This window comes from Henriciella sp. (assembly GCF_029936995.1).
Taxonomy (GTDB): Bacteria; Pseudomonadota; Alphaproteobacteria; order Caulobacterales; family Hyphomonadaceae; genus Henriciella.
This window is the reverse complement of sequence record NZ_JAPYRE010000002.1, coordinates 44,161-70,655: the sequence shown is the minus strand read 5'-3', so window position 1 is coordinate 70,655 and position 26,495 is coordinate 44,161. Positions and strand designations below refer to the sequence as shown.

Below are 26,495 nucleotides of genomic sequence, written 5' to 3'. Positions count from 1 at the left end.
AAAAATTAACAAATGCACGTCCGGAGTTAACAAATTGCTTTAGACGAGACCGGCTTCTGCAAATTTGCTCTGAACGATATCAGCATCGAACGGTTTCATGATGAACTCATTAGCCCCGGAGCGCATGGCTTCGCCAATATGTTCGGCATCGTTCTCGGTTGAGCAGAAGACAATGACGGGTTTCTTGCCGCCAGGCTCACGCCGCAGGGCACGGAGGAAGTCCAGCCCATTCATGACGGGCATGTTCCAGTCGAGCAGGATCGCATCCGGCATGTTTTCACGACAGGCACTGAGGGCATTTGCCCCATCGCCAGCTTCGCTGACCTCGAATTGAAGGTCACGGATGATCCGACCGGCAACCTTGCGCACGACCCGGGAGTCATCAACGATAAGACAGGATTTCATGGCGCCACCCGCAGTAATAGCCATAACTGCCCCTTAATGAGGCCATAGCAGTTAACGGGCCGTTTATCCTTCGGCGTTGAGGCCAGTGGAGGTCAACGCGATTTCCTCTTCTCGCGGGTCGGCATGGAGTGTGCCGCCAAGGCCTTCTGCGATAATCCGCGTAAACAGGGGTTGTACAGTGCGCGCAGACCAGCCGTCCTGTGGTTCGGTTCCGGCAATGGCATCCGCGGTATCGTCACGCAGTTTGCAACGTTTGCCGGCGGCAATGACGCTCACGCCAAGCCCCTCTGGCTGATTGCGCACTTTCACAGTTATGGTGCCGCCACGTGGCAGGCAGTCAACGGCTAGCATGACCATGTTCATGATAAGCCGGGCATGGGAAAAGCTGAGATGCTCGGTTTCGATATCCCAGGTGATAACCGGCTGGTAGTTATGGCTGGCGACGAAGCGTTCGGTGATCTGCTTGGCGTCATGAATGTCTGCCGCACCCTTGGAGAGTCCAACCGAGCCAAAGGCGTAGCGAAGGAACTTCAACTTCGAGGCGGCGCTGTCCGCGCCGTCATGCAACAGTTTTTCCGCCTGGACCCGCATTTCGGAGTCCTGCGGCTCATTCATGAAATCGAGGGCATTGGTGATCGAAGAGACCGACGATACGAGATCGTGGCAGATGCGCGAGGCGATGTAGGCAGACAGATGTGCCGGGTCGATCGTGGCGTTCATGACGGGCCCCTTCTGGATCAGGCAGAGAAACTAACCGATTCGGTCTGGTTCTGCCTTGCCCGAATAAAAGCGCCTTGTCACCGGTCCGGTTCGTCATGGCCTTCGACACGGTCGTCGTGGCCATGACGTGAGCTGTGGAAAAGGAGCCAGAACAGCCCCACAGATAGCGCCAGGCAGCCAAGGGCTCCAAGGCCATAGGCGATCCAGCCATGCAGGCTCATTGTCACGCCGAGATCGCGCCACATGGCGGCGACGCCGAATCCGGCAAGGACAAGCGCAACAAGGGCGACGCCGCAGGTCAGAAGGGATGTGCGGGTCATGAAAAAGCTACTTCTGTTTCCAGGAGCCGCTGTCATTCATGATGTATTCGCCTTTGGAAGCCTGAGCGATCAGCTTCTCGCCTGTTACGCGTGCGACCTGCTCGGTTGTCGTATTGGTCTGCTTGGCAAGCTGGTCATATGCAGCGCGCCGTTTGTTATTGATGTCCTGCACGCGACGCATGAGCGATGCGTCAGCGCCGCCCTCGACGATACCGAGATACCCATCGATGCGCTCGCCCACCACGCCCTGCTGCTTGGCGGCCTCGATCTGCGGGTCCGCAGCGTTCGCGGGGCTGGTGAGCATCGAAGCCGCGCCAATAGCGATGGCAAGGGCGAGGATGGCTCTGATGAATAATGTCATGAGATTATATCCCTGTGTAATCCCTAGAATAGGTCCGGATTGGACGAGATCAGATCTTCGACCTCGCGATCAAGCTTGACGCGGACCTCCTGGTCAATCTTGACGTTCAGATTGATCGTGATGGGTTCACGCGGAGCCTCCAGGCGCACGGTCGGAGAGCAGGCGGCTGTCAGGCCGAGCGCGGCAAATGCGAAAATAAGTCTATGTATCACGGCAGGTATCTTTCTCATGAAAATCTAGTGTGAACCAAACAGGCTGAACGTCAATTGAACAGGGCGTGACAGCATTATTCACGCTTCTCCTCTTCATCCGGAGCCTCCCTGTTCGCGCCGCTGGCAGATTTCCTGACTGCATCGACCAGCCAGTTGCTTGTTGTCACGCTGCGCCCGGTTTGCACGAGCTGCATCAGTTTCGAATCAACTCCAATATTGAAGGCAAACGGCGCGCCGTCCAGCACTTCAGGTGAAGTGCCGATCAGTTTGAGCGTTACGAGCATGTCGCCGCTGAGGTTTCCGTTGGCACCAAGCTCCAGTACGGAAAAGCGAAAGTCCCGCAAGGCGTTGAATGCCATACGTACGCGCTGGTCCGCCTGGGAGGCCGCTTCTGCGATTTCTCCGGTGTAGGCGACTTTGCCGCCGGTCTCATCGGCTTTCAGTGTGGCGTTCCGGATATAGGCATTCGGGCCGTCTATTTCGACCGGGAATTCCCCGGAAACTGTGCCAGTGGCAGAGATGTCGGGCAGGTTGAAGATGTTTATGATCTGGCTCAGCTCCAGGCTTTCGGCCGAAATGCGGATGGTGTCGCTCGTTCCGGAAATCGTCCAGTCGGACTGGCCGACGACAAGCTCTCCACCAGCGAAAGGCCAACGGGCTCTCTCAATAATGGCTTCCTGCCCCTCCAGAATCTGGAAACTTATGACACCATTCTCCAGAGGGATTCCGGGGTTGATCTGCCCGATACGGATCTCCTGTCCGGGGGGCGTCGTCAAAGCGAGGATGTCGCTGAATTCGAGTCTGCCGGTCACGTCCGTGACGGCACCGAGGCGCAAAGTGTCGAACCCGAACCCGGAAACGGATATCCAGCCCTTGCCCTCTGGCGTCCCGCCGTCAATCGTGAATGAGGCTTCGGCCGCGAGCTCACCGCGCGCATTTGAAAGCAATCCGCGAACCCGTTCGCTCAAGGCGGTCGGCTGAAGGCTGTCCGGGGAAAAGACAAGTGTTTCGGATGTCACCTGCGCATCGCCGTCTAGCGTCGCCAGATCCAGGTTGAGATCAATATTGGCGATCGTCTGGTTTGCCCGTGCTGTGGTTACGGGGCCTTGCAGCGTCATTCTCCCATTGGCGAGGCTGGCTGAAAGGTCTCCCCTGAGCGGGACGTAAAGCGGATCATCGCCAGGGTCGCGCATTTGCACTTCCGCTACGCCGTCGCCCGCCAGGCCGTTTTCCGTGAACTTCAGGCCGAGGTCTACGCCGTTCAGGCTGACGTCTGCAGGCAGGATGCTTCCGGAAAGTTCTGTCAGGCCAGCTTGAGCTGACAGCGAGGCCGGCCGACCACTCCGGAGTGTGAAGGCTGCTTGCGTGGAGGCGACATTCAGCTGATCGCCGCCTATTTCCAGGGGCAGGCGCACCGCGTCTGCCTGAATGGCAAGTTTAGCGCTTTCGCCAGCCTGCCAGTCAAGTTGCGCACTTTCGAGTGCCAGCTCACCGCGTGTGTCCTGTCCCGTAAACGGGAGGGTCAGGCTGCCGAGATCGATCCTGCCACCAGCCACTCCGTTTGACTGACGGACCACGCGGCCATCGACCGGACAGAGCTGAAAGGCTGTCTCTCCAATGCTGTAACCGCCATTGAGGCTCAGGCCGGATATGTCGACTCCCAGACATTTCGTCTGGAAGGTCTGGGCGCGAATACCTGAGCTATCCAGCATCGCGTCAATGCCGCCAAAAAGTCGCGCCTCTTTCACCGAGATGCCGTAGAGAGGTCCGTCCAGACGGAGTTCTCCGACGGTTTGAAGCCGGGGCGTCCCATTTCGTGCGGTGAGACTCAGCTCGTTAAGGTCGGCGGCAAATGTGAGGCCGCTGGCCGTCCAGGGCTTCAAAGATATGCCGCCTGCATGAATGACCGCAGGTTCTTCCGATTCGAAGCGGGCTGACTTTATGTGTGCTGTGACGTCAGGTGCGCCGCCGCCAGCAAGGTTGAGGACGCCGCTCAGCTCGACCCTGCCTGGTTCGACATTAAGCGCTGGACGGGTCTCATGAGGCTCTAGCATGAGGCTGGCGCCATTTGCCGCTTTCAGTGACAGGCTGCGCTCAGAGTTTACAGACCAATCGGAAGGCGCGGCAAAACGAGCCATGAAACCGCTGCCGAAACTGAGGCTGCCCAAAGAGTCGCCCAGCCAGACTTGCAGGGCCTCCGCATGTTGTTCGAGGGGCGGCCCCGAGCGAAGTACCGAGAGAAGAGCGTCACGCGTGTCCGGGCTCAGGCTGGCATCATCAGCGACGACATCACCATTAAGCGTTGTGGTGGTCGTGGCGTTATCCGTGAATGCGGTGCCGGACACGGTGAGCCGGCCAACAGAGCCATGTGCATGTGTGACCGCCTCGCCTGTGAGGGCTATCTCCATTCGGATGCGGTCGGGCCCGGTCCTCTCAAGGTCAAGGCCGAGCGTCGAGGGGCCCGTAGATATGGCCGGGGTCGTTATGTTCTCCAAAGAGCCGGTAGCCTCAGCGTTCTTGATCCCGGCAAGCCAGCCTTTGTCTGCATCTGTACCCAAAGTGCGTGGTTTGACTGCGCCGGAAATGTCCAGCCCCTCGATGAGGGTATCCCCGTATTGAAAGCTCTCCAGATCTACAGCCCAGTTGATCTGGCTGAGAAGCATACCGGAAATATCCGCTGTTGCGCGCACATTGCGGGCTGAAAGCCCTTCAAACGCGGCTTCGCTCAATTGCAGTCGGGCTTCTCCATCAATCCGGAGGCCGTCGAATGTGATGTCGGCCATCCCTTCCTGAACAACAAGCCTGTTGGAGCCGGAGGTCAGTTCGGTCGGGGATATGTCTGCCTTGAAGCGCCCCTCATAGGGCAGGTTGCCGGAGAATGCTCCATTGAGTGCCAGCGGACCGGCAGGCGTTTCCAGTTCCACAGTCGCATTTTTAACTGAAAGATCAGGTGAGGGCGTGCTGCCACCGCCGTTGCCTGAAAGGGATTCCAGTCCGCCGAAAGCAATTTGCCGTTCCCTGTCTGGTGCATAGCGGCCTCGCAGGATCGGGCGGTCAAGCTCGATCACAGTCACGGTTGGGCTGAAGAAGCCGTCCCACCGCCACTTCACCGTTGCGTCCTGAACCTGCAAGGGGGTCTCCTGGGCCTCGTTTGTCAGCGCGAGCCCGCTGACTTCCAGCCCGGACAGGTCCAGAGCCGTGACGTCCAGTTCGCACTCGAGGGAATTGGCCCGGCACCATTGCTGGGCGCCCCAACCAGCCAGCTGCAGCCGGAAGATCCATGCCATTAGCACAGCGAGTACAATGAACACCGCGACTCCGGCGCCAATCGTCCATGGACGCATCCTTATCCCCAGTCTCGCCAAGGCTTATCCTGCCCGAAATTTAATCGATTTTGCTGCTTTAAGACTCATACCCACCCTTGCACATCACCTTGTGTGGAATTTAAGAGAATATTTGGGCTGATACTTTTATTCGTTAGATTCAGCGTTCGGCGTGAATCGTTTTTCGCCGGAAGTTGTATCTGCTGACCTTTGTTCAGGGGTCATGACGCTTAAACATCAGGGAGGCCCTCCAGTTGAGTTTCAATCTTTCACGCGGCACCACAAGCCTCGTTCTTCTCGGAACAGTGGCAGGTGTTGCTGCCCTGTCGAGTTTCTACTTTCTTGCCCAGTCGAAACAGGCTGAAGCTCAAACACCACCCTCTGTTTCACTGGCGACACCGCTGGCAACAACGGTTTTGAGCGCCCAAGAGTTCACAGACAATATTCCAGCCGACAGCCGGGAAGCGAAACTTGCGCCCCGGGAGACGCTGATCGAACTGGTCACGGACCTTGGTGCCGACCCGGAAGAGGCATCCCAGTCCCTACACGCCCTTTATGATGCCGAACTTATTGATCCACGCCGTGTACGTGCGGGCCTTACGGTCAAGGCACAGTTCCGTGGAAGCGGTGAGACCGCGCAGCTCGCTTCTCTGACCATGTCGAATGAAGCCGGCAAGCAGATACTCTCGCGGCGCACATCCAGCGGCGATTTCATGCCGCTCGTGCTCGAGGCACATACCGAGCCGGTGTACAAGCGTGTGAAAGCGACCATCGACACCAGTATTTATCAGGCGGCCCTGTCAGCTGGTGCGCATGATCAGCAGGTCGTCGATTTCGCGGGCATTTTTGCCTATGACCTCGATTTTCAGCGCGATATCCAGCCAGGCGACACGTTTGAAATGGTTTACGAGGAAATGGTCGATGAGCGGGGCAACCGTATCCGTTCCGGCGAGGTTGTCTTCGCGGCCATCAACGGCAAGGCGCTCGACAAGTCCTATTACCAATTTACCACGGAAGATGACGGCGCCACGGACTATTATGGGCCGACTGGGGAATCTGCGACAAAGTTCCTGATGAAAACGCCGATCAACGGGGCACGTCTCTCGTCGAGCTTTGGATACCGCACGCACCCGATCTCGGGATATAACAAGCTCCATACCGGTACGGACTTCGCAGCACCAACGGGAACGCCGATCTATGCTGCCGGGCACGGCACAGTGGAGCGGGCCAACCGTTATGGCGGCTACGGCAATTATGCCCGCATCAAGCACCCGAACGGCTACAAGACAGCCTATGCGCACATGTCGCGCTTTGGCCCGGGTGTGAAGGCAGGCAAGCGTATCCAGCAGGGCGATATCATCGGGTATGTCGGTTCCACAGGGGCCTCGACAGGGCCTCACCTGCACTATGAAGTGCTGGTCAATGGCAAGAAGGTCAACGCCATGACGCTGGATCTGCCGACAGGCCGGAAGCTGGCTGATACACCGCAGATCATGGAGGCCTTTGTGGAGGCGCGTGAGCAGATCGACGCCATTCGTGAAGGCGGTGGTGTTGCTCTGGCTTCTTCAGATGCCGTGAATGAGGCGACTGGTCCGGCTGGCACACTGGAAGGTGCGCCACCAGCTCCATGAGCCCTGGAGGCAAAGACATAAAGAAAACCCCGGCCATAAAAATGACCGGGGTTTTTTATGGTATGATGTAGCGTACGTCCAGCAGCTAGCGGGCAGCAAGCTGGATGCGCTCTGACGTCGTTTTTACGTAGTAGTGCGAAGCGGCATACTGATCATTGAGATTGCTGTTGCCGATCTTGTCGACAGCCTGGAACAGAACGTCCTGCGCGCAGACTTCGTCAACCGCCAGTCCGACGCTTACCAGCGAAACCTTGCGGCAGGCGCGTTCAGCCTGCGTTTCGAGATCCCGCAGGACCTTGGCTGCACCGTTCTCGGTCTGCAGCATCGTGCTGTCGTATTTGAGTTGTGCTGTCACTTCAGAATACTGGGTGTCTGCGTGTGCAGCGCCACCGATAAGTGAAAGTGCGAAGAGGATGGAGGAAACACGTTTCATGGTCTGGCCTCTTTTTTGAGCTTGCGGGAGATTACCCGCCCCTGAGCCCTGCGTTTTTCGCAGGTGCACAACAAGTATCTCGCACATGCAGCAAAGTTAAAGGCCGCCCAATGCAGCCCACCCATGCAAATTTGCATGATGTGGTGTTTAGCCGGCATGGTTGAAAATGAAGCTCTAGCCTGTATCCGTAAAGTAGAGAGGGCGGAGGGTTTTCATGCGCGTAGTCAGATATCTTGGGTTGCTGGTGCCAGCGGCATTGAGCGTAATGGCGGCGACGGCCGATACGCCGGACATGTTTGGGCGGGCAACAGGGCTTGATGCGCCCAGCCTCTCACCATCCGGTCAGTACCTTGCCGTCGAGTGTGCCCCCGAGGGCGCACCAGCCGTCTGTATCTTCGATCTTCTGGGCAAGAGCGAAAGCCGGTTCATTCCCATTAGTGCCGATTACCGCCTGCAGGGGCAGTATTGGCCGAATAATGACTACCTCATCATCAACGTCTCGCAATTTGAGTCTGTTCAGACAGGGAACGGCCAGAAGGAATATGACTTCCAGCGCGCCTTGTCCTATGAACTTTCGTCTGGAGAGGTGTCGCTTCTCTTGCGTGATGAGTATGGCGCACTCGATACGCAGAGTGTTGTCTCCGTTTTGCCGGATGACGACAGGAATGTGCTCATCATGACAGTGGCAGCTAATGCAGCGCGCAGTTCGTCTTCGCTTGGCAGTGTCATTCCCGATCAAGGCGGTACGTCGTGGACCCTCACCACGTTCAAGACGAACCTGAAGACGGGAAAATCCAGGCGTCGTGATTCATTTCCGCCAGCGGTCATGAGCGTCTGGTTCGATGTCGAAGGCAATGAAGTGGCTAGACTGGTCTATCCCGACAAGCGTACCGACCAGGCGGAATTGCGCAGCGGCGACAGAGTTCTCAAATCCTTCAATACGACTGGTGTGGCAGAATTTCATGTCTATGGGCTCGATGCCGCAACGGACAAACTCGTGGTGTTCAATGACATCGGAGACAAGGACGGGCTTTACTATATGTCCCGGCAAACGGGTGAGTTGGAGCCCATCATTCTCGATGGCAAGGAAGTTGGCCGGGCCAGCAGCATCCGTGACAGTTATACCCGTTCAATTGTGGGCTTTCATTATTTCGACGGCTTGCCGGTACAATATTTCATCGATCCTCAACTCAAGGCTGCCCATGAGGCGATGAAGACTGCACTGCCGGACAAGCGCGTGAGCCTGGTTTCGTGGAACCGGGACAAGACAAAAATTGCTGTCAGTGCGCAGTCACCTGGCCGCCCGGCCGATCATTATGTGTTTGACCGGACATCTGGCCAGCTTGGCTCTGTGGGTAGTAGTGCTTCGCATATGGTCAACCAGCCGACGGGCACGGTGACTGGCCTGGATATCACCACGCGTGATGGTCTCGATGTCGAGGTCATCGCCACACTTCCGCCCGGCAAAAGCATGGCGGATGGGCCGTTCCCTACAATCATCATGCCGCATGGCGGCCCGGAACAGCGTGACGGGCTGGGTTATGACTGGTGGACGCAGGCCTATGCGGCAGAGGGCTATCTTGTCCTCCAGCCGAACTTCCGCGGGTCATCCGGATACGGGCAGGCCTTCAGGAATGCCGGGTTTGGCGAATTCGGCGGCAAGATGATCGACGATATCGTCGATACGGGGGCCTGGGCGGTTGAGCAGGGGTTGGCGAAGGACCGACAGTACTGCGTCATTGGGGCGAGCTATGGGGGCTATGCAGCGCTCATGATGGGCCTGCGGGATGCCGGGCGTACGGCCTGTGTCGCTTCCGTCAATGGTGTGAGTGATCCGTTCCGTCTTATTGCGCAATATGAGGTGGATAGTGAAACACACGAATACTGGGAGCGCTATATCGGCTCGAACCGCTATTCCAGTGACGTCGAGCGCAATACCGTATCACCCCTCCAGCGGGCAGGAGAGTACGATATCCCCATCATGCTCATCTATGGTGAAGAGGATCTCGTTGTCCCGGCAGACCAGAGCCTGCAAATGGCGCGCGCCCTGGACGGACGGGTTGTGCTTGAAACGGCCAGTCTCGGGGCAGAAGACCACAATCTGCGTACATCGGATGCACGAAACACGGTCCTGACGCGCACGCTTGCTTTTCTGGATGAAAATCACCCGGCGCGTTAGGCGCCGGGTGATCGTATAGATCGCTTGCGGCAGGATCAGTTCAAGGCGGCGGCGCCTTTGGCGAAATCATTCGGGACGCCATTAATTGAGAGGCTGTCGCCTTCAACGTCGACCGTGACCTTGCTGCTGTCGGGCACGCGACCTTCAAGCACGAGCCGTGCAAGCGGGTCCTGAAGCTCCTTCTGGATCACCCGTTTGAGCGGGCGCGCGCCATAGACCGGGTCATACCCTCGGTCGGCAAGCCAGGTCCGGGCAGCATCCGAAAGCTCTACCGTGATCTTCCGGTCGGCCAGCAGTTTCGACAGCCGTTCCATCTGGATATCCACGACATAGTCGATCTCGGCACGGCCAAGACGTTTGAAAAAGACGATCTCATCAATCCGGTTTATGAACTCAGGCCGGAAGTGACTGCGAACGGCCGTCATGACAGCTTCCCTCTGGGGCTCGCTGATCTCATCGGCATCGCCGCTCGCAAGTGCATCCGCCCCGAGGTTCGATGTCATGATGATGATTGTGTTGCGGAAATCCACCGTACGGCCATGACCATCCGTCAGGCGTCCGTCATCCAGAACCTGAAGCAGGGTATTGAACAAGTCCGGATGGGCTTTTTCGACTTCATCGAACAGGATGACCTGATAGGGCCTGCGGCGCACGGCCTCGGTCAGCACGCCGCCCTCCTCATATCCGACATAGCCGGGCGGCGCGCCGATCAGGCGGGCCACAGAGTGTTTCTCCTGAAACTCCGACATATCGAGCCGCAGGACGGCGGTGTCATCGTCAAACATGAAATCCGCCAGTGACTTGGTCAGCTCGGTCTTGCCGACGCCGGTCGGGCCGATGAACAGGAAGGAACCGACGGGACGGTGAGGGTCCTGCAAACCAGCGCGTGCCCGGCGGACGGCATTCGAGACAGCCGCAAGGGCTTCATCCTGGCCAACGACGCGATGACGAAGCTCGTCTTCCATGCGGAGAAGCTTCTCGCGTTCGCCTTCCATCATCTTGTCGACGGGAATACCGGTCCACTTGGAGACGACAGCAGCGACATGGTCTGGCAGGACAGCTTCGGAGACGAGGCCACCAGGTTCATTGCTATCCTCAGATTCTGCCTTTTCAACGGCAGAAATTCGGGCCTCGAGTTCAGGAATCACCGCGTATTTGAGCTCTGAAGCGCGTGAAAGGTCGCCGCGCCGCTGGGCCTCGGCCATTTCGGCGTTCGCGCGGTCCAGCTCTTCCTTCGCTGAAGCAGCACCTTTCAGCTTGTCTTTCTCCGCAGCCCAGGCTGTCGACAGTTCGTCGGATTGAGCCTGCAACTCGTCAATCTGGTCCTCAATTGTTTCGAGACGATCTCTGGAAGCCTGATCCTTCTCCTTCTTGAGCGCTTCAGCCTCGATCTTGAGCTGCAGGAGGCGGCGGTCGATCTCGTCAAGCGCTTCAGGCTTTGAGTCAACCTGCATCCGCAAGCGGGATGCAGCTTCATCCATCAGGTCGATCGCCTTGTCCGGCAGGAAGCGGTCCGTAATATAGCGACTGGAGAGGCTGGCCGCTGAGACAATGGCTGCATCCGAAACGCGAACGCCGTGATGGGCCTCATAGCGGCCTTTCAGGCCGCGCAGGATTGAGACAGTGTCCTCGACGGTGGGCTCATTGACATAGACAGCCATGAAGCGCCGGGCGAGTGCGGCGTCGCCCTCAACGTATTTACGATATTCATCGAGTGTGGTGGCGCCCACGCAATGAAGCTCACCGCGTGCCAGGGCAGGCTTGAGGAGGTTGGACGCATCCATCGCTCCGTCTGTCTTGCCTGCGCCAACGAGCGTGTGCATTTCGTCGATGAAGAGGATGACGCCGCCCTCGGCTTGCTCGATTTCCTTGATGACCGCCTTGAGGCGTTCCTCGAATTCACCCCGGAATTTCGCACCTGCGATCAGGGCCCCCATGTCCAGGGCGAGCAGACGCTTGTCCTTCAGGCTTTCTGGTACGTCGCCATTGATGATGCGCAGCGCGAGTCCTTCGGCGATGGCCGTCTTGCCGACGCCGGGTTCGCCGATCAGCACAGGGTTGTTCTTTGAGCGCCGCGACAGGACCTGAACAGTCCGGCGAATTTCCTCATCCCGTCCGATGACAGGGTCGAGCTTGCCCGCCCGCGCATCCGCTGTCAGGTCGCGGGTATACTTCTTGAGGGCTTCGTAACCCTCTTCAGCGTTTTCGGTATCAGCCGTGCGGCCCTGACGTAACTCCGTTACGGCGTGTTCGAGACTGGATGGGTCAGCGCCCCCTGCATTAAGCGCGTCGGCAGCCTTCGACCCCGAGAGGCCGGCCATGGCCAGCAGAATACGTTCGATCGTGACATAGCTGTCACCGGCTTTCCTTGCGGCCGTTTCGGCATCGGCAAACAGCCTGGCGGTTTTCTGATCCATTCGAAGACCGGCATCGCCGCCAGAGACGCTCGGCTGGGCACGAAGGGCGTCATCATTCTTCTGCTGGACCAGTTCCGGATTTCCGCCAGCGGCGCGGATGACATTGGCGGCCAACCTGTCGCGGTCTTCAAGCAGGGCTTTCAGAATGTGTTCGGGCAGGAAGGATTGGTGTCCTGCCGCCAGAGCAGCGGTTTGAGCGGACTGAAGTACGCTCCTGGCACGCTCCGTATATGTGTCGAAATTCATGTCTTATCCCCTTTTAAAGGCAGATTGCGATATTGAGGGCGGGCCATTGATAATGCGCCACGCCCAGGCTTTTCACCGGCCCTGCCTGGCAGCAGCCGATTTCTGGGAAAATATATGGGTACATATAGAAAGCGCCGCAAGATACGTTGCGGCGCTGGATATGAAAGTTAGAGGCAGCTTATTGTATCAAGCCTATTGGGAGGGAATGAGGCCTGTAACGTCAGGTTCACCGACAATAGAGACCAGGGCCTTTCTGAGTTTACCGAGTGCCTGGTGCTCTATCTGGCGCACCCGTTCCTTGGATATGCCGAGACGTTTTCCCAGCACTTCAAGTGTGACTGAATCATCGGTCAGACGACGCTCACGTATGATCAGATTTTCCCGGTCGTTCAGGGCCTTGAGAGCTTCCGCAATCCAGGCTTTGCGGCGCTCGCTGTCGCGCGTTTCCATGACAGCATCCTCGGTGAGCGCATTTTCGTCCTCGAGAAGGTCTTGCCACTGAGCTTCGCTATCAGTCGCCAGTGGTGCATTCAGGGAGCGGTCGGAGGCCGAGAGGCGTGATGCCATGGCTTCCACGTCACGTTCCCGCACCCCAAGATGTGTGGCAATCCATTGCCGGTTTCCGGGAGTCATGACGGCTTCGCCGGTGTCATCGATACGGGCCCGCAGGCGCTTCAAGTTGAAAAAGAGCGACTTCTGCGCGGCTGTCGTGCCGGTGCGAACAATCGACCAGTTGCGCAGGACAAAATCCTGTATCGAGGACCGGATCCACCAAGAGGCATAAGTGGAAAAACGGACTTCACGTGCTGGATCGAAACGGGCGGCAGCCTGCATGAGTCCGACATTTCCTTCCTGCACGAGGTCTGAAAGGGCGAGGCCATAGTGCCGAAACTTCGAAGCCATTGAGATGACAAGACGCATGTAAGCACTTGTCAGCTCATGGAGCGCGGCTTCATCACCCTCATCACGCCAGCGCAGAGCTAGGTGCATTTCATGCTCCTGGCTGAGCATGGGTTTCTTCATGGCCTGCCTGACAAATTGCCTGTCGGCATTCTCCGGTGTCATCGTTGTGGCCATCAATCCCTCCTTGCGCGTGCAAATCGTTCTTTATTGCTATTTGCTACGGGAGGACGGACGCAGTGGATCACAAAAATATGGGAAACCACTTATTTAATAGGCGGACAAAAAAAGGCCCTGCCGGTCTGGCAGGGCCTTGGTGCTTCTGGAAGCGGTCAAAAAAGAGGCCGATCAGGCGGCCTTCTTCTTGGCGAGAGACTTCGCCAGGCGATCCATGGCCGTGTCATGATCGGTGTTCTCGACTGCAGCGAGTTCACGCGCCATACGGTCAAGGGCGCTTTCATAAAGCTGGCGCTCGGAATAGGACTGTTCCGGCTGGTCTTCACCCCGGTGCAGGTCGCGAACGACTTCTGCGATGGAGATGAGATCACCGGAATTGATCTTGGCTTCGTATTCTTGCGCGCGGCGAGACCACATGGTCCGCTTGATGCGGGCTTTCCCGCCCAGGGTCTTCAGGGCATCATCAACAAGCTTGGACCCGGCCAGCGCGCGCATACCGGAGGCTTCGGCGCGGTTGGTGGGAACACGCAGGATCATCTTGTCCTGATCGAAGGAAACGACATACACTTCAAGTGACATACCCGCGACGGTCTGCTTCTCGATGCCTGTTACACTTCCAACACCATGTGCCGGATAGACAACGGACTGTCCGATCTCGAATGTGAGCTCTGCGGTATCACCCTGTGCCTGTTTTGCCATGAAATCATGCCTTTCTACACAACAAGAGCCTCCACGCCTCCGGTGACATGAATCGTCGATCCGGAGATTATGTGCAGGCTCCCTCAAACGGTTTGACCGTCAATATGTATCAGAAAAACGACTATTTCACAACCGTCGCGTGACGATGACCCGAGTTCAATCACCAGTGCCGGGGCTCGCGCTGAAATATTTCTCGAGTTTTCCGGTTTCCTGAGCGAATTTTTCGCGATCCTCTGGCGGCTCTTTCATGCGGGTAATATTTGGCCACACCTTGGCGTAATCAGTATTCAGTTTTAGCCACTTGGAATCGGGATCGTCCTCGGTATCGGGCTTGATGGCTTCAACTGGGCATTCGGGCTCGCAGACGCCACAGTCGATGCACTCGTCCGGATCGATGACGAGCATATTCTCGCCTTCATAGAAGCAGTCGACCGGGCAAACCTCGACACAATCCATGTATTTGCAGCGGATGCAGGCGTCTACAACGATATAGGTCATGGCGTTTCTGAGCTTTGTCCTGTGTTTACCGCGGTGCATTTGGCCGCTTAGGGGTGCTGTGTCAATTGCTAGGAATGGCGCGATTCAGCGCGACGGCGTGCCTGGGCACGTCGGATGTCGTCTACGTGCAGCAGACTGGCGACATGGCGAATAAAGGCGTCCTCGAACTTGCAGGCAGCCCCGTCAGCCAGCGAGACAAGGTAAAGTCCTTCAATGACACGGACACGTTCAAGGAGGGGCAGTTTTTTTACATGTGTTGTGAATTCGTGAGCCCCTGTGGAGTTTTCAGCCAGCTCTTCGCCCTGCCGCAGAACTTCGTCGGTCTGCTCAGCTTCAAGTCCAAGGCTATCAATCAGGATTTCCGCGATCTGGTCGCTCTCGAGATTGGCGTAGACACCATCCACCAATGCAGCTTCGACCAGGAGCGCAGCTGCCGCGACCTGCGGGTCGAGTTCTCGCGAAACCGGCGCAGGGCGGCCCGAAAAAAACCGTTTCAATGCCTCCAGCATTTACTCATCTCCTTCGTTGCCAGCGTCCAGGCGTTCATAGAGTGACCGGGCCTCAGTGGCTGGCCCGCGGCGTTTCCCGGCAGATATAACTCGCAGTTCCATGATGTGTGAGCCAAGTGTCAGACTTACAATATCTCCGGGTACAATACGTGCGCCCGGCTTGTTCTGCTTGCGTGTGGAACCGGCGCGCGTGACACGCACACCGCGGGAACTTATATAACTGGCGGCTATCGAGCGCGTCTTGAAGAACCTGGACCGCCATAGCCAGACATCGAGACGTACCTCCTCGCTTATGAGGACGACTCCGGTTTTGAAGGTGTATCCGTAGGCGAGGCAGGCGGGGAGGTGTCGGGTTCAGACCCGGATTTCAGTTCACTGCCCTCAGGTTGGCTGGGCGGAGCCGCCTTCTGCGCGGATTTTTTCTTTTTCTTCTTTTTTGGTTTGGGGGGCGGTGGCGGCGGGAGCAGGCTGGCCAATGCGGCAAACGGACTATCCGGGTCCGGTTGGCGTGCATGGGATGCTCGGCTCTGAGGCTTACCTCCGGTTTTTGCTTTACCGCCTTTGCCTTTTGGCGGCTTGCCGCCTGCTGGCTTGTTCTTGTGCGGACCGCCCTCGCCACGGTGGCGGGCAAGATAGCGCCACTTGGTGACAGCGCCCGTTTCCTCGTCTTTCTCGGCCGGCGCAAGTCCGAAGCCTTTCACGATTGCTGGAAATTCGTCGCCGGGACAGGAGACAACCGAGGCAAGTTCGGCGGGGAGTTCGAAAACCGGCTTGTCTGCCTCCTTGCGGCGTTTGGAGATTTCCCAGCCTAGCCGTTCAGCAAGGTCAGCGCGGACGGCACGCTTGCCAAAGCGTAGATAGCCCTGGCTGTGCAGATCCCGTTCGGGCCACTCTCCATCAAGCGGAAAGGAGCCTGCACCTTCAGGCGCGACCCGGCGGGCTTCCCCAGTCTGGCTGGCTTGCAGGATAGCGATCAGACGCTGGGCGGCTGGCTTCTGCGAATCCGGTATGTGCGCAGCGACGCGGCCTGAGCGTAAGCCTGCAGCCTTCATGGCCTCTCGCTGTTCTCTTGTCACATGAGGTGGCGGGCTTTCTTCACGAAGGTCTATGGCCGCACCTGTTTCCAGCAAGCGGAAAGCCAGGCCGCGGGCCATGCCTTCCAGTTCCTTGCCGCTCTCGCCTGATTTGAGCCGGGCGTGTGTCGGCAATACACGCAATACTTCTGCGGCCAGCCATTCTTCGAGGTGCTTCAGCGCCGCGTCCTTACGGTGGGTTTCGGCATCTTCGGCACCGATGAGCTCCAGCCTGGGGCTGAGCCAATCGGGGCCGGGCGCAAGCCGGGCGACTGGCGCATCCTGCCAAAGGATCGTGCCGGCATCACTTAAGCTGACGGCTTCTGCGGGTGCATCGGCCAGTTCGCCGAGACGTTGTGCGAGGATCGGTCCGAGCGCAGAGACAGCCGCACTCCGGACGGCCTTGCCTTCAAGCGTCTTTGCTGTCGAGGCCGGTTCAAACTGCAGGCCTACAAGTTTGCCGACGACATGACCCTCAACGGTCACTTCGCCATTATCAGACAGTTCGGTCACGAGCAGGTCTTCCCTTTTGAGGCCGGCGAGCAGGGCCGTGGTTCTACGATCAACAAAGCGCAATGTCAGCGCCGCGTGAAGGGCATCGGACAATCTGTCCTCGATTTCACGGGTCTTTTCCCGCCAATAGGCAGGATTTTCTAGCCAGTCATCTCGGTGGGCGGCATAGGTCCATGTTCGGATCATGGCAAGCCTCTGCTGAAGGCTGGCGATGTCAGGAACATTGGATTCCAGATTTTCGAGTCTCAACTGCATAGCCGTATCGCCAAGCCGGGCGTCAGGGTCGGCAAGTGTTTCTGCGAGCCCGAGAACGAGACGGCCATGGCCTTCATGTCCGGTCTTACGAAAATCCGGTAGGCGTGCGAGATCCCACAAACGGCGGACATATCGCTCACCGCGCACATTGGGACCGATATCACCGTCTTCAGCCATACGCCTGAGTACCCATTCGTCGAGAGCGTGTGGATACTGGCGCAGGGCAGGATGCCCGGACGGGCGGGCGAGACTTGCGATCAAGGTCTTGATGGAGCGATAGTCGAGACTGGAGTTGCGCCATTGCACTTCGCCGACCTGTTCGAACCTGTTCTCCTCAATGGCGCGGACATCTTCCTGCTCAAAAGGAGGGCAGTCGCCGGTCTCACCGAATTCACCATCGCTGCGGAAGCGGCCTGCGCGCCCGGCAATCTGCCCGGCTTCGGCATTGCTGAGCCAGCGATGTCGCCGGCCATCATATTTCGAACGGGAAGCGAAGGCGATGCGGTCGACATCCAGATTGAGCCCCATACCGATCGCATCAGTGGCAACCAGGTAATCCACCTCGCCGGACTGATAGAGGTCTACCTGTGCGTTGCGTGTGCGCGGGGAAAGCGCGCCCATCACGATTGCAGAGCCACCCTTCTGTCGTTTGAGCAACTCGCCTATCGCGTAGACCTGATCAATGGAGAAGGCGACGATTGCCGTGCGCTTGGGCAGTTTGGTGATCTTTGCGGGGCCTGAATAATGCAATTCAGAGAAGCGCTCCCGGGCCATCGTCTCTACGTCGAGATCAAGGTCCCTCAACACGCTGCGCATGGTTTCGGCCCCGAGCAGTAGCGTTTCTGCCGTGCCGCGGGCGTTAAGAATGCGGTCCGTAAAAACGTGCCCACGGTCTTCGTCTTCAGCGAGCTGGATTTCGTCGACGGCAAGGAACTCGACACGTTTGTGCACAGGCATGGATTCAACTGTACATATCCAATAGCGCGCCCGTGGCGGCTCAATCCGTTCCTCACCTGTTATGAGGGCAACCGCCTGTTCTCCCTTGGCCTTGACCACACGGTCATAGACCTCACGCGCGAGTAGGCGCAGCGGCAGGCCGATCATGCCCGTGCTATGCCCCATCATCCGTTCGATGGCGTAGTGGGTCTTGCCTGTATTGGTTGGGCCGAGGACGGCCTTGAGGTTGCTCATGTTCCTGCAACTGCGGCTTTAGAAAGGTCGTCTTGCTAGAACTTGGCGCTCAATCGCGGGCGGGGCAAGGTTCCGGCGCATCCATGGTCTGGTCTTCGTAGCGTTCTACCCAGGCCTGCGTGCGTGGCAGAGGGGTAAACCCAGCGGCTCTGTAGAGGACGAGGCGCCTGTTGAGCGGGCACCCATTTGCGCGTTCGCCGAGATCGACATTCACTTCGCCGACTCTCTCGAAAGTTTCAAAGTCTGCCGCGATCGCCGGGCGGCGGTTTGGCCGGTAGCTTGCGACCAGAACATCGCCGTCGATCTCATCTGTAAGCGGACGCTGTTCGGCAAAGCTGAAAGCGCCCTCATTATAGCGCCACAAGATGAGGGGAGCGTCGATACGGTCTTTTAGATAAAAGTCCAGCCCGTGCCATATTTCGCGTTCGTCCACGAGGACAGCGCTGGGGGTGCCTGCCTCGTCAACAAAGGACACCAGTTTGTCGGAGATCGCATCCCAGCCACGGGTGCGTTTGAGCGAATTGTCGAGATCCAGCGGTCCTGAGAGCATCTGGGGCAAAGTGACAGCGGCTGTCATGACGAGGCCGAGAACGGCGTGAAGGGTCAGCCCGGCCCAGAAAAGACCTTCTGGTTTATAGTGTGACATCAGGGCGAAGACGCCAATACCCGCAGCGACCGCAAGGCCTGTGAGGAGCCGGGCAAGTAATGTAAAGTCGGGAGCCAGCAGGAAACCGAATGCCGAGAGTACGGCTATGACGATCCATAGCAGCCGGTTGGGCCGGGCCCTGAGGAATATCATTGCGATCAACACAGAGGCTGCCGGATAGGCAGTTGCGGCCCAGTTCGCATGCGCACGCGACAGCACGGATTGTACGAATATGATGACCAGAACAGGGGCGATGAAGCAGATCAGCCAGTGCTCGCGCCGGGCCGGTTCATCACTTACAGAGCGGCGCATGAAGATCATGCCGGCAAGCAGGCCTAGAAAGCTGATCGGGCCGAATACGCCCATCTGGTCGGCAAGGAATTTCAGCGCGTTGCCGGGGTTAAAGAGTTCGCCGCCGAGATTGGCATTATCGACAGTATGACCGACTGTCTTGAAGTCATGGGCAAAATTCCAGGCAATATGTGGGGCAATGACCAAGCCAGCTAGAGCAAGTGCTACTGCGCCTCGTGCAGACAGGAGGTTCTGACGCATTGGTTTGTCAATCAGCATGGCCAGGCCAATGCCGATTGTGAAATAGATCATCGCATACTTGGCGAGGAAGCCTGTCCCCACAGCAAGTCCAAGTGCGGCATAGCCTAACCAGGCTGCCCGACCCTCGCGGACGCGCCAGAGGAGCCAGAGGGCCAACGCCCAGATCGGCATCAACACGCCGTCGGTGGAAAGAACCGTAGATGACAGAAAGACAGCGGGCATCAGTGCGTAGCCAACCGCCGCCATGAAGCCGATGCGCGGTCCGCCCATGCTGCGTCCAAGCAGAAACAGGCATCCAGCCGCGATCGTGTGCAGGAAGGGTGCAGGTAAACGCACAGCCCATGCCGAATCGCCAAACACACTGGTACTTGTGTGGATTACCCACGCGATGAGGGGCGGTTTGGAGTAGTATCCCCAGTCCAGCGTCTGGCCCCAGCGCCAGTACTGTGCTTCGTCGGCATATAGTTCCAGCGGGCTTAACAGTATGCCCGCGACACGAATGGCCAAAAGGCAGCCCAAAATCAACGCAGTAAGACGTGCGGCCGACTTGTTATCACTTATGCCGTTTACCATCGTTTACGCTGCTAGCCTTTCAAGGGGGCCTTGACCAGCCTCCTCGTTCAACTGTGGCTTTTTTGCAAGCCTTCCGGACGGTTTGTTGCGGTGCACAGAACAGTAACATGATTGTCACAAAAGTGTTGCGCGAGATGAATAGAGGCGCGGGCAATTGCTCTGGTGGTGTTTGTTTGGTGCCGGAGCGGTCCAACCGAAGAGGGGTTCTTCATGTCCAACTGGAAGCTTTATTCCGGCGTTGCTGCCGCCATCATGGCGAGCGCAGCCATCGTCGCACCTGCCGAAGCACAGGTCACTACATCCGGCGTTAGTGGCAGTGTCATCGACGAAAGTGGCGCGCCTGTAGCGAATGCCGATGTGATCGTGCGTGACGATGCAACCGGCATTGTCCGTACAACGACAACGTCTTCGAACGGTCAGTTTGTTCTGCGTAACCTGCCAGTTGGCGGCAGCTATGACGTCTCCGTCATGGCGACAAACTACCAGAGCCAGGAAGTTCCAGGCGTGACACTGACGCTCGGTGATGTCTCGGATGTCGATTTCGTGCTCTCCGAGGGCGACCGCACGATGGAAACGGTTGTGGTAACTGGCTCCAGCGCTATCGCGCAGGTCGCGACCGGCCCGTCGACAAGCTTCAACATCGAAACACTTGAGCAGGCCCCGACAATCAATCGCAACATCACGGATGTCCTGCGGATTGATCCTCGCGTCTATGTTGACGAGAGCCGCGGCGAGATCAACCCGATTCAGTGTGGCGGCAAAAACCCGCGTTTCAACTCACTCACGCTTGACGGTGTTCGCCTGAATGACGGCTTTGGCCTGAATTCGAACGGCTATCCCACAGAGCGCCAGCCTTTCCCGTATGACGCGATCGAGCAGGTTTCTGTCGAGCTTGCACCTTTCGACGTGCAATATGGTGGCTTCACGGCCTGTAACATCAATGCCGTTACCAAGTCGGGCTCGAACGAGTTCCACGGGAATGTTTTCTACGATTACACCAGCGATGATCTGCAGGGCGACAGCCTTGAGGGCGACAACATCACGCTGCCATCGTTCGAGGAAAAGCGTTACGGTGCCCAGGTCGGTGGTCCGATCATTGAAGACAAGCTGTTCTTCTCGGTTGCCTACGAGAAGCTAGAGGGCGTCAATACTTTTGACCGTGGTGCCCAGGGCTCCGGGGCGATCAATGAGGTGAATATCACACAGGCAGAGCTTGACCGGATCGCCCAGATCGCTCGTGATGTCTATCAGTATGATCCGGGTGGCATTCCGTCCGGTTTCGATAATGAAGACGAGAAGCTTCTCGTGAAGCTCGACTGGAACATCAATAACGATCACCGTGCAGCTTTCACCTACAACTACAACGATGGCTACAACACCGTTGAGTCAGATGGTGATCTCAGCGAGTTCGAGTTCGCCAACCACCTTTACGAGCGTGGATCAGAGCTGAACCAGTATGTCGGTTTCCTCTACTCTGACTGGACCGACAACTTCTCCACCGAACTACGTGTCGGTTATGTCGATCTGAAGAATCGTCAGGATTCGGTTGGTGGTACGGACTTCGGGGAAATCCGGGTCGCTACCGACGATGTCGACGTTTATCTGGGTGGCGATGACTCACGCCAGTCGAACGTTCTGGAATACTCGATCTTCAACATGGCGCTGAAGGGCTTCTACGAGTATGACGTTCACAACTTCACATTCGGCTATGAGCGTGAAGAGTACGACATCTACAACCTGTTCGTTCAGCACAGCGAAACCGAAATCCGCTTTGACGGTATCGATAATTTCGAGAACGGTTTTGCTGACGCGATCTATTACAACAACGCACCGTCCGGTAATCCGCAGGATGCCGCAGCCGACTGGGGCTATGCCATCAACACCCTGTACCTGCAGGACGAGATTGATGTCACCGACCGGCTGAGCTTCACGATCGGTGCTCGTTATGACTTCTGGCAGACGGATGACGCGCCGGTCGAGAACCCGCAATTTGTCGCTGACTATGGCTTCTCGAACTCCGAAACGCTGGACGGCCGGGATCTCTTCCAGCCACGCTTCGCGTTCAACTACGACCACAGTGATACGCTGAGCTTCCAGGGCGGTGTTGGCCTCTATTCCGGTGGTGACCCGAATGTCTGGCTGTCGAACAACTATTCGGCGAACAACGTCCTCCAGTTTGGCCAGCGTGGCCGTTCCTTCGGCTATACGGACGGGACACGCTCGCTCTTCGACCCGGGTGTCCAGTACACCATGTGTGAAGACGGTGTACCGAGCGGCCCAGGCTACTGTGTCCCGCAGGAGCTGGCCGATGCGGTTGCACAGGGTGTCGGTGACAACTTCGAGATCAACTATCTCGACCCTGACTTCGTGATCCCGTCGGAATGGAAGTTCTCACTGGGCATGACCTGGATCCCGACTGTCGCGGCGCCAGGCATTCTCGGTGGCGAGTATATTGTGAAGTCGGATGTTATCGTCTCGCGTGGTCAGGATTCCGCGATCATCCTGCGTGGTGACGTTGAGCAAGCCGGTACAGATGCCAACGGCTACCCGATCTATGACAGTGTCCGGGAACCGGCATTCGTTCTGACCAATTCCAAGGTCGGCAACGAGTCCCTGACGGCGTCTGTCACCGTAGCCAAGCAGTATGACTTCGGCCTCGACTGGACGCTGGGCTATGCCTACAACGATGCTGAAGATGTTCAGCCGATGACCAGCTCGGTGGCGTTCTCGAACTATACCAACCGCCAGTTCTTTGACCCTCAGGAGCAGGTGCTCTCGACATCGAACTATAACACCGAGCACCGCATTACGGCCTTTGTGAACTATGAGAAGGCGTTCTTCGGTGACTATAACACCACGCTTTCAGCGCTTGGTATCGCCAACTCCGGCAAGCCGTACTCCATCGCTGGTGTGCAGTGCTGCTATGGTGATGTCTTTGTCGACTTTGGGAACACGCAACTGCTCCAGCCGGGCACGCGCAATGCCCAGGAAGGTAGCTGGTGGGGTAAGGTTGACCTGACCCTGGAGCAGGAATTCCCGGGTATCCTGGCCGACCATCGCTCCAGTGCCTTTGTCACGATCGATAACTTCACCAACCTGCTGAATGACGAGTGGGGCATCCAGCGCCAGCCGGACTTCCCGGGTGGTGTCGCGCCGGGCGCCCAGCCGGAAGCCCGTATCGGTGACGCATCGCGTTACTCGGTTCGCGTCGGTGTGCGCTACGACTTCTAGGCTTCGCCTGAAAAAAAGATTGAACGGGAAGGGCGGCTCCACAGCGGGTCGCCCTTTCTCTTTGTGTGCGCATGTGGCAGATCGCGCGGAAATGACAGCGACATCTTTCTCTTCCGTGCTGCCCGAATGGACGCAGCAATCAGCAGTCTGGCTTGGCTGGCCGCACCTCCAGGAGGCGTGGGCTGATGACTATGAGGGGGCCCAGCGCGAGATCGCCGCACTCGCAAAAGCACTCGCGCCAGTGGTGAAGGTCAAACTCGTTATCGGCGCAGACCATTCCCGATCCGCTGCTGAGGCGGCGGTCGGTCAACATGCTGAATTGCACGAGGCGCCCATGGGCGACGTCTGGCTGAGAGATACCGGACCGATTTTCGTTGCGCAGGATGGCCGCCTCTCGGCTCTCGGTTTCAATTTCAATGGCTGGGGCGGAAAGTATGAGCTTGAAGGAGATACCGAGACAGCCGAAGCGCTCGCATGTCTCGAAGGTTGCCCTTTCAAGCGGCATGATTTTGTTCTCGAGGGCGGCGCAATTGAGCAGGACGGGGCGGGCAATCTGATTACAACACGTCAGTGCCTGCTCAACCCGAACCGGAATTCTGGCTGGAGCGAGGAAAAGGCGGAAGCTGCTCTCAGGCAGGCGTTCAATATCGACCGCGTAGTCTGGCTTGGCGATGGTCTCAAGGGCGACCACACGGACGGCCATGTCGATAACATTGCCAGGTTCATAGCGCCGGGCCATGTCGTCTGCCAGACCCCGTCTGGAGCAGATGATCCGAATGCGGATGTCCTGAGAGAAATCGAGGGCACCTTACGCGCGGCTGAACTGCAGGTTTCGACTATTCCGTCGCCAGGACGCATCGAGGAAGAAGGAATGCCTGTGCCGGCCAGTCACATGAACTTCCTCATATCGAATGGCCGGGTCATCCTGCCGGTATATGAAGGCGAACATTCTCGACGTGCGCTGGCGGAGCTGCAGGCGCTTATGCCTCAGCATGAAATCATTTCTCTGCCTGCCAATCACATACTTGCTGGCGGAGGGAGCTTTCACTGCATGAGCCAGCAAGTGCCGGCAATAACTGGAGGTGCAAAATGAGCCGTATGCTGAAAGTTTCGGGTTTGCAGGCCACGTTCAGTCAGGACATGCAGGCCAATATCGACAAGGTATGCGGGCTGGTGCGCGAAGCTGCTGGAAAAGGCGCTGATATAATTCTGCCGCCGGAGCTCTTTTGTGATCATTATTTCTGCAAGGTGCAGGACGAAAAATACTTTGCCACAGCCTATCCGTGGGCGGAGCATCCTGCCGTCGAGCAGCTTTCTGTTCTTGCGAAAGAGCTCGGCGTTGTGATTCCGGTTTCCATTTATGAGAAGGATGGGCCGGAATATTACAATTCTATTGTCATCATTGATGCTGATGGAACGCCGCTCGGTGTTTACCGCAAGAGCCACATTCCAGATGGGCCGGGCTATATGGAGAAGTTCTACTTCCGCCCGGGTAATACTGGTTTTCGCGTCTGGGAGACGATGAAAGGCCGAATTGGGGTAGGTATCTGCTGGGACCAGTGGTTCCCGGAAGCCGCCAGGGCAATGACCCTGATGGGCGCGGATATCCTGTTCTACCCAACGGCCATCGGCTCCGAACCACATGATGCCGACCTCGATACAGCAGCCCGCTGGCGTCGGGCCATGCAGGGCCACGCGGTCTCTAATGTTATCCCTGTCGTTGCCGCCAATCGCACAGGCGATGAAGACGGTCAGATCTTCTATGGGACGAGCTTTATTGCCGATCATGCCGGCGAAATTGTCTCCGAGCTTGGTCGCAATGAAGAAGGCGTGATCGCCGCAGAATTCGATCTCGATTTCATTGACCGTCACCGCGCCGCCTGGGGCTTTTTCCGCGATCGTCGCACAGACCTTTACGATGTGCTTGGCTGACGGGAAAAGTTTGCCGGGAACCGTCTGCCACTTGAGCCGCTTTTTCTGGAATGAACGAGTGGGTAAGGCGTGGCAGATATCGAGACAGATGTCGCAATTATCGGTGCGGGAACAGCTGGTCTGGCGGCAGAACGTCATGCCCGTGCTAAAGGCGCGCGTACAAAGCTGATTGACGAAGCTTTCGCTGGCACAACATGCGCGACCGTTGGCTGTATGCCCTCAAAATTATTGATCGCTGCTGGCGAAGTTGCGCATTCTGCCCGTCAAGCAGAGCCGTTCGGAATAAGGCTCCCTGATCCTGAGATCGATGGGGCGGCCGTGTTGAACAGGCTTAGAACCGAGCGGGACAAGTTTGTCAGTGCCACCAAGAAGGCTTTTGACGCCTTGCCTGAAGGCGTTTGCATTGAAGCCAGGGCGCGTTTCACTGGTCCGTTGGAACTCCTTCTTGATGAAGCGCGCACTCTGAGGGCAAAAGCAATCGTTATCGCCACGGGTGCAGAGCCGCACATCCCGGGCGCGTTTCAACAGTTCAAAGACCTTCTCCTCACAAATGAGAATCTTTTTGAACTTGAAAGCCTTCCCGGCTCTGTCGGGATTATAGGAGCTGGGCCGCTGGGGCTGGAGATGGCGCAGGCGCTCGCCCGGCTCGGCGTCGACATTGAGGTTTTTGACCGTGGCAATACGCTTGCCGGTCTTCCGGGTGGGCGGATTGAAGCGTCATTGCGCGAGGCGCTATCGCTTGAATTCCCGATCCATTTCGGGGTGAAGACGAAGGCTGAACGTGGTCCCGAGGGCATAAGCCTGCAATGGTGGGGAGACAATAACGGTTCACGTGAGTTCGACCGTTTACTGGTTTCTGCAGGACGCGCGCCAAAACTTCAGCCGCTGAACCTCGAAGCAACCGGGCTGGATCTCGATGAGCATGGTACGCCGTGCTTTGATCCGGAAAGCTTGCAGTGTGGTTCCGCCCCCATATTCATCGCGGGCGACGCCAATCATGACATGCCGGTGCTGCATGAAGCTTCCGCCGAGGGCACGATTGCCGGTTGTAATGCCGCCAATTGGCCACGGGTTGAGGGTATGAACCGCAAGACCACCATGCAGATCATGTTTACTGATCCTGCTATGGCCATACTTGGAGACCCTGACGAAGGTGGCGGGAAAATTACAGGCACGGCAGATTATTCTGACCAGGGTCGTGCTAAGGTGCATAATACGAACAGAGGGATATGCGAAATCCATGCAGATGGCAGGGATGGCCGGCTGGTCGGGGCACGCATGGTGGCGCCTCGGGCTGAACACCTGGCACATCTGATCGGCTGGTTCATACAGAAGGGCGTCACAGCAAGTGAGCTGCTCGACATGCCATTCTATCACCCGACATTTGAAGAGGGTCTGAAACCGGCGCTGCAGGAAATCTGCAAGAAGGCTGGATCAGCAAAGTCGCGTGAGCGCGATGATGGTTTCCTGCCTGGAGACAGCTAGTGCCGCTTGAGGGC

General features: G+C 57.6%; 21 protein-coding genes. 6 read left to right on the top strand and 15 right to left on the bottom strand.

Features of this window, described 5'->3' with window-relative positions; translation table 11 throughout:
• Positions 1–39: 39 nt before the first annotated feature.
• The 6 genes from Q1K31_RS04465 to Q1K31_RS04440 all read right to left on the bottom strand — a co-directional run bounded on the left by Q1K31_RS04465 (position 40) and on the right by Q1K31_RS04440 (position 5,329).
• Entirely contained in the window at positions 40–405 is a 366-nt protein-coding gene (locus tag Q1K31_RS04465; RefSeq protein ID WP_300377161.1) for a response regulator, read from the bottom strand.
• Between the two features lie 63 nt (positions 406–468).
• Positions 469–1,125 carry a histidine phosphotransferase family protein gene (locus Q1K31_RS04460; protein WP_300377159.1) on the bottom strand — a complete coding sequence of 219 codons (657 nt, stop codon included), beginning with the start codon at positions 1,123–1,125 and terminating at the stop codon, positions 469–471.
• Between the two features lie 77 nt (positions 1,126–1,202).
• The gene (locus tag Q1K31_RS04455) at positions 1,203–1,445 is read right to left on the bottom strand and encodes a hypothetical protein (RefSeq protein ID WP_300377157.1); all 243 of its coding nucleotides are present in this window, start codon (positions 1,443–1,445) and stop codon (positions 1,203–1,205) included.
• A gap of 7 nt (positions 1,446–1,452) precedes the next feature.
• Positions 1,453–1,806 (bottom strand): YdbL family protein, encoded by a 354-nt coding sequence (locus Q1K31_RS04450; RefSeq protein ID WP_300377155.1) that lies wholly within the window; start codon positions 1,804–1,806, stop codon positions 1,453–1,455.
• 23 nt (positions 1,807–1,829) lie between these two features.
• Complete coding sequence (locus tag Q1K31_RS04445) at positions 1,830–2,036, bottom strand: YnbE family lipoprotein (RefSeq protein WP_367187525.1); 207 nt, start codon at positions 2,034–2,036, stop codon at positions 1,830–1,832.
• Between the two features lie 56 nt (positions 2,037–2,092).
• Positions 2,093–5,329 (bottom strand): YdbH domain-containing protein, encoded by a 3,237-nt coding sequence (locus Q1K31_RS04440; protein WP_300377151.1) that lies wholly within the window; start codon positions 5,327–5,329, stop codon positions 2,093–2,095.
• A 266-nt stretch (positions 5,330–5,595) separates the two neighbouring features.
• Here Q1K31_RS04440 and Q1K31_RS04435 point away from each other — a divergent pair, with 266 nt between their 5' ends.
• Positions 5,596–6,972 carry a M23 family metallopeptidase gene (locus Q1K31_RS04435; RefSeq protein ID WP_300377149.1) on the top strand — a complete coding sequence of 459 codons (1,377 nt, stop codon included), beginning with the start codon at positions 5,596–5,598 and terminating at the stop codon, positions 6,970–6,972.
• A gap of 85 nt (positions 6,973–7,057) precedes the next feature.
• Here the strand turns inward: Q1K31_RS04435 and Q1K31_RS04430 are convergent, their stop codons facing one another.
• On the bottom strand, positions 7,058–7,405 hold the full coding sequence (locus Q1K31_RS04430) for a UrcA family protein (protein WP_300377147.1): 348 nt from the start codon (positions 7,403–7,405) through the stop codon (positions 7,058–7,060).
• Positions 7,406–7,619: 214 nt separating this feature from the next.
• On the opposite strand from Q1K31_RS04430, the gene Q1K31_RS04425 reads away from it, so the two are divergent.
• Positions 7,620–9,584, top strand: coding sequence for a prolyl oligopeptidase family serine peptidase (locus tag Q1K31_RS04425; protein ID WP_300377145.1), 1,965 nt, complete (start codon positions 7,620–7,622; stop codon positions 9,582–9,584).
• A 35-nt stretch (positions 9,585–9,619) separates the two neighbouring features.
• On the opposite strand, the gene clpB is transcribed toward Q1K31_RS04425, so the two are convergent.
• The 8 genes from clpB to Q1K31_RS04385 all read right to left on the bottom strand — a co-directional run bounded on the left by clpB (position 9,620) and on the right by Q1K31_RS04385 (position 19,767).
• Positions 9,620–12,247 carry an ATP-dependent chaperone ClpB gene (clpB, locus tag Q1K31_RS04420; protein WP_300377143.1) on the bottom strand — a complete coding sequence of 876 codons (2,628 nt, stop codon included), beginning with the start codon at positions 12,245–12,247 and terminating at the stop codon, positions 9,620–9,622.
• Positions 12,248–12,439: 192 nt separating this feature from the next.
• Positions 12,440–13,324: an RNA polymerase factor sigma-32 gene (locus Q1K31_RS04415; RefSeq protein ID WP_300377141.1), complete on the bottom strand. Its 885-nt coding sequence runs from the start codon at positions 13,322–13,324 to the stop codon at positions 12,440–12,442.
• A 171-nt stretch (positions 13,325–13,495) separates the two neighbouring features.
• On the bottom strand, positions 13,496–14,023 hold the full coding sequence (locus Q1K31_RS04410; RefSeq protein WP_300377139.1) for a CarD family transcriptional regulator: 528 nt from the start codon (positions 14,021–14,023) through the stop codon (positions 13,496–13,498).
• Positions 14,024–14,179: 156 nt separating this feature from the next.
• Entirely contained in the window at positions 14,180–14,521 is a 342-nt protein-coding gene (gene fdxA, locus Q1K31_RS04405; RefSeq protein WP_300377137.1) for a ferredoxin FdxA, read from the bottom strand.
• Positions 14,522–14,589: 68 nt separating this feature from the next.
• Positions 14,590–15,030: a TerB family tellurite resistance protein gene (locus tag Q1K31_RS04400; RefSeq protein WP_300377136.1), complete on the bottom strand. Its 441-nt coding sequence runs from the start codon at positions 15,028–15,030 to the stop codon at positions 14,590–14,592.
• Positions 15,031–15,324, bottom strand: coding sequence for a S4 domain-containing protein (locus Q1K31_RS04395; RefSeq protein WP_300378255.1), 294 nt, complete (start codon positions 15,322–15,324; stop codon positions 15,031–15,033).
• Positions 15,321–18,062, bottom strand: a complete 2,742-nt coding sequence (locus Q1K31_RS04390; protein ID WP_300377134.1) for a helicase-related protein — start codon at positions 18,060–18,062, stop codon at positions 15,321–15,323. The genes Q1K31_RS04395 and Q1K31_RS04390 overlap by 4 nt, the downstream gene beginning before the upstream one ends.
• 49 nt (positions 18,063–18,111) lie before the next feature.
• Positions 18,112–19,767, bottom strand: coding sequence for a glycosyltransferase family 39 protein (locus Q1K31_RS04385; protein ID WP_300377132.1), 1,656 nt, complete (start codon positions 19,765–19,767; stop codon positions 18,112–18,114).
• Positions 19,768–20,043: 276 nt separating this feature from the next.
• Between Q1K31_RS04385 and Q1K31_RS04380 the strand changes: the two genes are divergently transcribed.
• The 4 genes from Q1K31_RS04380 (at position 20,044) to Q1K31_RS04365 (ending at position 26,481) form a co-directional block, all read left to right on the top strand.
• The gene (locus tag Q1K31_RS04380; protein WP_300377130.1) at positions 20,044–23,064 is read left to right on the top strand and encodes a TonB-dependent receptor; all 3,021 of its coding nucleotides are present in this window, start codon (positions 20,044–20,046) and stop codon (positions 23,062–23,064) included.
• A gap of 91 nt (positions 23,065–23,155) precedes the next feature.
• Complete coding sequence (locus tag Q1K31_RS04375) at positions 23,156–24,157, top strand: agmatine deiminase family protein (RefSeq protein ID WP_300377128.1); 1,002 nt, start codon at positions 23,156–23,158, stop codon at positions 24,155–24,157.
• Positions 24,154–24,996, top strand: a complete 843-nt coding sequence (aguB, locus tag Q1K31_RS04370) for an N-carbamoylputrescine amidase (RefSeq protein ID WP_300377126.1) — start codon at positions 24,154–24,156, stop codon at positions 24,994–24,996. Before Q1K31_RS04375 ends, aguB begins: the two co-directional genes overlap by 4 nt.
• 69 nt (positions 24,997–25,065) lie before the next feature.
• A complete protein-coding gene (locus Q1K31_RS04365) occupies positions 25,066–26,481 on the top strand; it encodes a dihydrolipoyl dehydrogenase (protein WP_300377124.1) in 1,416 nt (471 codons plus the stop codon).
• The last annotated feature ends 14 nt before the right edge of the window (positions 26,482–26,495 follow it).